This window comes from Reyranella sp., from assembly GCF_030651995.1.
Taxonomy (GTDB): domain Bacteria; phylum Pseudomonadota; class Alphaproteobacteria; order Reyranellales; family Reyranellaceae; genus Reyranella.
Genome location: NZ_JAUSBN010000079.1, coordinates 56,957 through 65,797, shown reverse-complemented (window position 1 = coordinate 65,797; position 8,841 = coordinate 56,957). Strand labels below are relative to the sequence as shown.

Annotated in this window: 9 protein-coding genes; 1 reads left to right on the top strand and 8 read right to left on the bottom strand. The window is 67.2% G+C overall.

The window, feature by feature from the left end:
* From Q7V45_RS24755 to Q7V45_RS24735, 5 genes are all read right to left on the bottom strand, one after another.
* A partial coding sequence (locus Q7V45_RS24755) for a hypothetical protein (protein WP_304857005.1) occupies positions 1–354 on the bottom strand: 354 nt, incomplete at its 3' end.
* A 4-nt stretch (positions 355–358) separates the two neighbouring features.
* The gene (locus tag Q7V45_RS24750; protein WP_304857004.1) at positions 359–1,522 is read right to left on the bottom strand and encodes a phytanoyl-CoA dioxygenase family protein; all 1,164 of its coding nucleotides are present in this window, start codon (positions 1,520–1,522) and stop codon (positions 359–361) included.
* A 215-nt stretch (positions 1,523–1,737) separates the two neighbouring features.
* Positions 1,738–2,304, bottom strand: a complete 567-nt coding sequence (locus Q7V45_RS24745) for a glutathione peroxidase (RefSeq protein WP_304857003.1) — start codon at positions 2,302–2,304, stop codon at positions 1,738–1,740.
* 25 nt (positions 2,305–2,329) lie between these two features.
* Positions 2,330–3,037, bottom strand: coding sequence for a ribonuclease activity regulator RraA (locus tag Q7V45_RS24740; protein WP_304857002.1), 708 nt, complete (start codon positions 3,035–3,037; stop codon positions 2,330–2,332).
* Between the two features lie 180 nt (positions 3,038–3,217).
* Positions 3,218–4,891, bottom strand: coding sequence for an amidohydrolase family protein (locus Q7V45_RS24735; RefSeq protein WP_304857001.1), 1,674 nt, complete (start codon positions 4,889–4,891; stop codon positions 3,218–3,220).
* A 189-nt stretch (positions 4,892–5,080) separates the two neighbouring features.
* Here Q7V45_RS24735 and Q7V45_RS24730 point away from each other — a divergent pair, with 189 nt between their 5' ends.
* On the top strand, positions 5,081–5,272 hold the full coding sequence (locus Q7V45_RS24730) for a hypothetical protein (RefSeq protein ID WP_304857000.1): 192 nt from the start codon (positions 5,081–5,083) through the stop codon (positions 5,270–5,272).
* 196 nt (positions 5,273–5,468) lie between these two features.
* Here Q7V45_RS24730 and Q7V45_RS24725 read toward each other — a convergent pair whose 3' ends face one another.
* From Q7V45_RS24725 to Q7V45_RS24715, 3 genes are all read right to left on the bottom strand, one after another.
* Positions 5,469–6,434, bottom strand: coding sequence for an aldo/keto reductase (locus tag Q7V45_RS24725; protein ID WP_304856999.1), 966 nt, complete (start codon positions 6,432–6,434; stop codon positions 5,469–5,471).
* A gap of 604 nt (positions 6,435–7,038) precedes the next feature.
* Positions 7,039–7,524 (bottom strand): hypothetical protein, encoded by a 486-nt coding sequence (locus Q7V45_RS24720; RefSeq protein WP_304856997.1) that lies wholly within the window; start codon positions 7,522–7,524, stop codon positions 7,039–7,041.
* A gap of 193 nt (positions 7,525–7,717) precedes the next feature.
* Positions 7,718–8,686, bottom strand: a complete 969-nt coding sequence (locus Q7V45_RS24715) for a hypothetical protein (protein ID WP_304856996.1) — start codon at positions 8,684–8,686, stop codon at positions 7,718–7,720.
* Between the last annotated feature and the right edge of the window lie 155 nt (positions 8,687–8,841).

Sequence of the window (8,841 nt, the reverse complement as noted above, 5' to 3'; positions counted from 1 at the left end):
GCCCTCGGAGACGATCTTCGTCAGGCGGGCGCGCGATTCGGGCGGGCGCTCGACGTCGAGCAGGCCCTTGCGGGTCAGCACGTTGGCGAAGCGGATGACCAGCCGCTCGCGGGCCCGCATCGCCTCGGGCGCGGCGGCCTTGGCCTGGCGGCACCATTCCATCGCCGCCGCCTTGCCGCAGCCCCAGAGCTGCATCTGGCGGAAGCGCTCGGCGAGCTGGCCGTTCACGCCCAGGCAGTAGGCCGCGATGTCGTCGTCGTCGAGAAGCGGCTCGGGCTCCTGCGCCCGTGCCTCTGCCTGTGCAAGTGCCGGAAGGGCGGCGAGCACGAGCAGGAGGACGAGGCTTGCCCGCATCCCGTCAGATGAACATGTCGAGCTGATTGTAGTTCTTCAGCACCGTCTCGCGCATCGCGTCGCTCCAGCGGACCTCGTCCTGGCGGTCGGCGAGCGGGCGATAGACGTAACTCTTCTCCTGCGGGAAGCGCTGGCGGCGCGCGTCGATCGCCAGCAGCAGGATGCGCAGCCGCTGGTCGATGCGCGCGCCGTCATAGGTCACGACCTCGCCGGTCAGCCGCCTGGTCGTGACGTTCAGCACGCGCCGGCGCGGGAAGAAGCCGGCGTTGAGCGTCACGCGACGGTCGGGCGAGGAGTTGGCGAAGGAGCCGTGCAGCAGCTGGCGGTTGGTGACGATCGTGTCGCCGGCGCCGGCCAGCATCGGCACCGCGCCCTCGATCCGGTCGGAGCCGCTCTCGGCGACCAGCTTAGCGATGTCGGCCTTGCCGTGGCGGTGGCTGCCCGGCAGCACCCAGACGCAGTTGCCCGCCGTGCTGGGATAGAGCTGGGTCATGAAGTTGAAGCCGTGGGCGCCCATGTCCCAGTCGGCGGCGTCCCAATGGGTCGTGCCGTCCTGGTGCCAGGCGACCGAGGGGCCGAGGCCCGCTTCCTTGATGAAGGTCACCTCGTTGTAGGGCACGAAATCGTCGCCCAGGATCGATGCGGCCGCCGCCAGCAGGCCGGGATGGCCGTAGAGCCGGAAGGCGGCGTTCATCAGGTAGAGGTTGCCGTCGAGCAGCTCGACGGTCCAGGCGGGCGCGTCGGCAGCCAGGGTCGGCTGGCTCATCGCCACCGGATGGCGGCCGTTGTTCTTGGTGGTGCCGCCGAGCGGATCGCTCAAGGGCCTGGCCCAGCGATAGGGCGGCTTCAGCACGCCCTCGCCGAAGGCCGGGCGGCCGTTGCGGTCGACTGCGGCACCGGGTTCGACCGGCGCGCGCTCGAGGATCGCATCGACGTCGGCGCGCAGCTCGGCCAGTTCCTCAGACCCGGCCACGCCTTCGAAGACGTAGAAGCCGTGCGTCCAGTAGGCGTCGAGAATGTCCTGGGCCAGCCTGCCGTTGGCATCGAGCCGGATCGGCCCGCGATTGCCCAGCGCCCGCGCGCGGGCTTCGCCGGCGCGGCTGTACTCGGCCATCGTGCGCGCGTGGTCTTGCGCGGTGAGGGGGGCAGCGGCTTCGGCCATCGCCATCGGGACGTCTCCGTTATGTTCAGGCACCGACGATAGCGCGGGCGTTCGCGTGCAGCCAAATCCCGCCACCCGCAGTGCGGTAAGCCGAAAGCGAAAGGTCCCTCGCTACGCTCGGGATGACAGTGTTTTCTTCATCGGCGCACTGCGCCCATCACGACAAAATTGTCATCCCGAGCGTAGCGAGGGACCTTTGCGCCGCAGGCGAGAGTGAGCACTCAGCCCTTCGCCGCCAGCGCCGCCTCGATCGCGCGTTCGAGCTTCGATCCCGTGCCGCTCACCGCGGTGAACCAGTCGATGACCCGTCCGTCGCGGCCGATCAGGATCTTGTGGAAGTTCCAGCTCGGCGCGCCGAGCGTGCCGGTCTGCGCCGCGGCCCAGCGATAGAGCGGATGGGCGTTGGCGCCGGACACGATCTGCTTGTCGGCCAGCGGAAAGGTCACGTCGAAGCTCGCCTCGCAGAAGCGCTTGATCTCGTCCTTGGCTCCGGGCTCCTGGCCACCGAAATCGTTCGACGGCACGCCCAGCACCACGAGGCCCTTGTCCTTGTAGCGCCGCCACAGCGCCTCCAGCCCCTTGTACTGGCCGGTGAAGCCGCAGAGGGAGGCCGTGTTGACCAGCAGCACGACCTTGCCGGCATAGTCCGCGGTCGGCAGCGGCCCGCCGCCGATCGATTCGAGCGACACGGCGGGCCAGTCGACCGGCTGGCGCCCGGCCTGCGACCAGGCCGTCGCCGAGAGCAGCGCGCCCGCCACGGCGAAGGCCAGCATGCGCAGGACCTTCATGATGTTGACCTCCGACGCCCGCGCTCTACTTCTTCGTCGCGGCGTAGCGCGCCTTGGCTTCGTCGTTCGGCGGGTAGAGGCCGGGCAGGGCCACGCCGCGCTCGACTTCCGACATGATCCAGCCTTCGAGCCGCTCCTGCTCCGTGCCTTCCTGGGCGACCGCTTCGACCAGCGCCTGCGGGATCAGCACCGCGCCGTCATCGTCGACCACCACCACGTCGTCGGGGAACACCGCCACGCCGCCGCAGCCGATCGGCTCCTGCCAGCTCACGAAGGTGAGGCCGGCGACCGAGGGCGGCGCCGCGGCGCCCTGGCACCAGACCGGCAGGCCGGTGCCCAGCACGCCCGCGATGTCGCGCACCACGCCGTCGGTGATCAGGCCGGCGACGTTCTTCTTCACCATGCGCGCGCACAATATGTCGCCGAAGATGCCGGCATCGGTGACGCCCATCGCGTCGGCCACCACGATCGCGCCCTCCGGCATCGCCTCGATGGCGGCGCGGGTCGAGATCGGCGACGACCAGCTCGCCGGCGTGGCGAGATCCTCGCGGGCCGGCACGAAGCGGAGCGTGAAGGCGCGTCCCACCAGACGGCCCTGGCCCGGCTTGATCGGCCGCGTGCCGCGCATCCAGACGTTACGCAGCCCCTTCTTCAGCAGGATCGTCGTGATGCTGGCCGTGGTGATCTTCGACAGCGTGTCGTGGAGGTCTTTCGAAAGCGGCGTCGTCTGCACGGTGTCTCCGTTTCTCTGGGATTCTGAAGTCGGGCGGAGAATAGGCGAGGGGGCGACCCGAGGCCACACGCGAGCGAAAGGTCACCCTCGCTGCGCTCGGGATGACAATTTTATTGGGATTGGCGCGGTGCGTTGATGCCGAAAATGCTGTCATCCCGAGCGCAGCGAGGGACCTTTGCGCTACCCCCGCAACACCACCCCCGCCTTCGCGTCCGTCAGCCGGCCCTGTTCCCAGGTGATCGCGCCGTTGACCACCGTGTATTCGACGCCGCGTGACGGCATGACGATGCGTTTGGCGCCGCCGGGGAGGTCGTGGCGGCGTTCGCCGTGGTTGCTGGAGCCGATCGCCGCCGGATCGAAGATCGCCACGTCGGCGGGCGCGCCCTTCCGCAGGCGGCCGCGGTCCTTGAGGCCGAACAGGTCGGCGGGGTCCGAGGTGAGCTTGCGCACGCCTTCCTCCAGCGTGATCGCCTGCTTCTCGCGCACCCAGGTGCCCAGCAGGTAGGTCGGGTAGCCGGCGTCGCACAGCATGTCGACATGGGCGCCGCCGTCGCCCAGCGCCATCAGGATTGCGGGGTTGTTCAGCAGCTCGCGCATGCGGTCCTCGCGCGTGTTCCACGAGGAAATGGTGAGCTCGGTGTCGAGATCGTCGGCCAGCACCGTGTCGAGGAAGGCGTCGACGCTGTCCTTGCCCTGCTCCTGCGCGATCTGGGCGATCGACTTGCGCTCCAGGTGCTTCAGCGCCGGATTGCGCACGTCGTGAACCACAACGCGGCGCCAGTCGCTGAAGCCGGTCGGGTTCTTGAGGTCGGCCTTGAACTGGGCGCGGAAGGCCGGATCGGCATAGACCAGTCTCTGCGCCGCCTTCGAGGTGTCGGCGAACACGCGCTTCCACGCCGGGAAGGCGGCGAAGGCGAAGGGATTGTCCATGTTGCATTCGCGCGTGAGCGGCAGCGGCGAGGTCTGCGGCCGCGCACCCTTGGCGATCTGCGGCGCCGCGCGACGCAGCGTGTCGCGGACCGCCTCGGGAATGTCGTCGCGATCGAACAGCGCGATGAAGGTCACCGGCCGGCCGCTCTCCTCCAGCAGGAAGTCGAGCAGCTCGCACTGGTCCTGTTCCAGCACGCCGACCTGGCGGGTCAGCGCGATCTCGATGGAGCCCCGGCCGCGCTGCTTCAGCTGGTTGGCATAGGCCTTCATCTCCTCGCGGCTGGCGTTGCGGCAGGCCAGCGGCTTGCCCTCGAAGCCCATGTGCTGGTTGAGCGTGGTCGAGGAGAAGCCCAGCGCACCGGCGTCCATCGCCTCGCCGATCAGCCGCGCGATCTCGTGCGTCTCCTCGGGCGTCGCCGCGCGGTCCATCGAGGCCTCGCCCATCACGTAATGGCGGAACGGCGTCAGCGGCGCGATGAAGGCGAGGTTGAGCGACGGCTTGCGCGCCGCGGCCGCGTCCATGAATTCGGGGAAAGTCTCCCAGTCCCAGGTGATGCCCTTGTTCAGCACGTCGAAGGGGATGCCCTCGACGTTCACCAGGTCCTTCATGGCGATCTCGCGCGTCTCGGGCTTGCAGGGCGCGATGCCGACGCCGCAATTGCCCATCACCACCGAGGTGACGCCGTGCCACGAGGAGGGCGTCACCGCGCCGTCCCAGCAGATCTGCGCGTCGTAATGCGTGTGCGGATCGACGAAGCCCGGCGCCACCACGAGCCCGTGCGCATCGATGGTGCGCTTCGCACCTTCCGTCACCTTGCCGATCTCCGCCACTTTGCCGTCAACGATCGCGACATCGGCCTGATAGCGCGCGGCGCCGGTGCCATCGACCACGGTGCCGTTCTTGATCACGAGGTCGTAGCTCATTGTGCGTTTCCTCCCAGAAACTTCTAGGGCGAAACGCTACCACCGGGGACCGCCCGTGGCACGCCCCCCCATGTTCCTCTCCCCCGAGCGGGGGAGAGGAGTTCGAAGGGGGTGCTCAGCCCGGAATCTCCGCTGGCACGAGCTGCGGCGTTCAAAATAGCTTCACGATGGGCTGGCATTGGTTCCGTCGTGCCGACCAAGCTCATCGACGTCTTCCTGCGCGACGAATATCTCCGCTCCTACTCGATCGCGCTGGGCTTCGTGCACGCCCCGATCTTCGACCAGGATTACATCGACCGCGCCCGTGCCCGGATGCAGGCCGACGGCTGGTCGGCCGAGGAAGTCCGGCAGGCCCGCTTCGTCGTCCGCGACGAGGACTGACGGAACCCTTCCGCGCGCCTCCTCCGTCGTCTCGACCGGAGCGCGCAAGAGATCATGAAGCGAAAGGTCCCTCACTGCGTTCGGGATGACATCGTTTGTTTAATCGGCGCACTGCGCAAATCCCGACAAAATTGTCATCCCGAACGCAGTGAGGGACCTTTATGTCATGGGCGGTAGACGTACCTGTTGAAGACCCTCAGGCCGTCACCGGCCCCGGCAGATCCAGCCCGACGCCGCTCAGGTGCCCGAACGTCCGATGCAGCCGCTCGATCACCGGGGCGGGCAGAGGCGGCCGCAGGATCGACTCGATGTTGGCCTTCACATGCGCCCGGTTGCCGGTGCCGAACAGGATGACGTCGGCGCCCTTCTCGTGGCGCGCATAGCGGTAGGCCGCATCGGTGATGCTCTCGGCGCCGCCCTCGCTCACGAGAAAGTCGAGCGGGTCGCCGTCCGCGCTCCCCTGGGACAGCACCGACGCCTTGAGCAAACCGTCCTCGACCAGCTTCGCGAACACGGCGCGGCGGTAGGCGTCGTTGCTGAAGATGTTGCGCACCACGAACATCAGCAGCGTGCCGATGCCGCGCCGCACGGTCACCGGGAACACCTTGCTGCGCGCGCCCTGGTTCACCAGGCTGTAGGCCAGCATGACGACCTCCCACGGCGCCTCCTCGACGGCGCGCGCGAGCATCGCCTGGTCGGGATCGCGCGGCCCCGTCTCGGTGAGGCCGACATGGCGCACCTTGCCCTGCTCCTTGAGCCGCAGCAGCGCCGGCGCCAGCACGTCGCGATGATGCTCGTAGGCGGCGGGACCGACCGCGTGGAAATGGAAGACGTCGACATGGTCGAGCCCGAGCCGCTTCAGCGACGCCTCGACCCTCTGCGTCACCGTCTCCGCCGTGTCGTCGGTCTTGAACAGCGCCTTGGTCGAGATCACCAGCCTGTCGCGGTCATAGGCCTTCACCGCCGCGCCCACGATCTCCTCGGTCCCGTAGACCTCGGCCGTGTCGAGGAAATTGACCCCCAGATCGATCGCCGCCCGCGCGACCCCCACGCACTCGTCGAAACCCGCCCCGCGCCCCAGCCCCAGCCGGCTGTTGCCGCCGCAGCCAAGCCCGGCGACGGAGACGGTGAGGCCGGTGTTTCCGAGGGGGTGGTAGTGCATGAGGGGGCTCCTTTTTCCAGTGGGTAACGGATATCTGGCCTTGCGTCTCTGACTCCATACCACTGTGTCTAAGCCAGCTGCGTGTCGGTCGGATTTGTTACGCCAAGCCGGGCGCTTCAACGCGCCGCGATGGCGCAATCCTCGCAACGCGCTGGTAGCGGAAACTCACCACCGAGCGATAGATGAGAACGTGCCCATTCCGTGTATAGAGTATTAGGAGCGCGAAGCATCCTAGTGCTTATAGGGGACTCGCGGCGCATCTGGCATCATGGCCTCGCGAGGCGTTTAGCGGATCCAATCAACGGGGCCGTTGTGGCGCGCGAACGGCGACTCTCGACTACTTTCCGAATTGTTAATTAGAGTAGGAATTAGCACTCGAAATCTTTGCCCTGTTGTGTTTGTAAGAATATCGGAGTGCGCAGTTAGTTACCTGCGTCGCCACGCACTGCATCGGGTACGGCTTGAACATTCTGAGGTAAGTGCCGCTGACGAATTAACCGAAGGGCATACTCCTGCCACTCAGTACTTTCCCACCGGCGCTCGACAATCATGCATTGGCCTCCCCCAGAGTTGAAGAGTGTATCTTTTCTACTATCCAGTGCAACTAAATGAAGAGGTCGCTGCTGAACAGCGTGCCGGTCGTCTCCTCGTAGATCAGGCCGGCGTCCCAGTTGTGCGGCACGTGCGGCGTGTCGAGCCAGCGCACCCGCTTGCCGCCGAGGTCGAGGAGCTCGTTGTCCTGGAGCGCGCGCGGCGGGCGGTCGGCCATGTCGGAAAGCCAGATGTTGCAGCCGAGCTGGCCGTGCGCCGGTTGGGCGTTGGGCGCGGCGGCGAGCCACTGGTTGAGCGCGCCGCTTTCGTCGCCCTCGACATGGGAGCAGGTCGTCCAGCGCAGTTTGCCGAGCGGGATCACGGTCTTCACCGCCTCGACGATCAGCGGGAAGAGGCTGCGCTGGCCGTAGTGGAAGAGCAGCGGCTCATCGGCGTCGATCAGGAACTGGTTGAAGGTGAAGCCGGTCGGCCCGACGTCGGGCACGAAGGTCGAGAGCCGGTAGATGCTCGGGGCGATTTCGGCTATGCTGGTTTGCATCGCGGTCTCCTTCGGCGGGCCGCCGGAAAAGTCGGGACTCCGGCGGATAAACGAAACAAGCGAAATAATCGAAGCAACTGATTCGGAGAGGGGCGGCTCCCGGATCAGGTACTATAATACCGCAGGCGCAATATTGTTGTGCGTGGGCGCGTCGGATGAGGGCAAGTGGGGGCGCGGCTCGAAGCTTGAAGGGTCAAGGCAGCGGTTGCCAGATCGTGCTGCGGACCTCGCCGAACTCGCGGGGGAGCTTGGTCCAGGTCTCGCCGCCGTCGGTCGAGCGGAAGAGCTGGCCGAGGTTGGAGCAGACGAAGATCAGCTTCGGGTTCGAGGGATGCGTCGCCACCGTCCACGGCGTCGAGTTCAGCTCACCCGGCAGCTTCGCGTCCTGCCAGTGGGCGCCATGGTCGGTGCTGCGCAGCAGCCGGCCGGTCGAGCCGGGCGGGCCGTTGCCGTTGGTCAGGAACACCGTCGCGTCGCCGTCGGCGCGGGGCACGATGGTGCGGGTGTACTGCCACGGCGAGTCGAGTTCCTGGAAGGCGAAGGTCTCGCCATTGTCGCGGCTGAGGTTCAGGCCGCGGTTGGTCGTGGCGTAGACCAGCTTCGATCCGTTCTGAATCACCGCGAGGCCATGGATGTCCTCGGAGTTGATGCCCTGGCCCACCTTCTTCCAGGTGCGGCCGCGATCGGTCGAGCGGTGCACGCCGTCGATCTCGACGCCGGCCCACAGCGTGTCCCGGTCGACCGGATCGAACAGGATCTGCGTCACGCGCGGCTTGCCCACGAAGATGCAGGCGTCGGCGAACGAGCCTTGCGCCGGGGTGAAGCTCTTGCCGCCGTCGGTCGAGACGAAGATGTGCGCGGGCTGGGTGCCGACCACGATCGTGTCGGGATCGTCCGGCGCCTGCGCCATCGCCCAGATGTCGTAGTCGTCGAGCACCGAGGGCAGGTGCGTCCATTTCTGGTCGCCCTCGCTCCAGCGATAGAGGCCGGAATCGGTGCCGGCCAGCACTTCGCCCGGCCGCTGCGGGTGCGCCGACAGCGCCCAGACGCGCGCCTCGAGATAGAGGCCGGATTCGATATAGGGCCGGATCCAGGTCTCGCCGTCGTCGCGGCTGAACCACACCGACATGCCGGCGGTGCCGACGCAGAGCAGGTTGGACATCGTTTCCTCCATTCGGCGCCCCTTTTGGGTGGGGCTGCCGCGTATGATTAAAGGTCCCTCGCTGCGCTCGGGATGACAATGGTGTTGGGGTTGGCGTCGTGCGTCGACATAAAAATAGCTGTCATCCCGAGCGTAGCGAGGGACCTTTCTCGAAC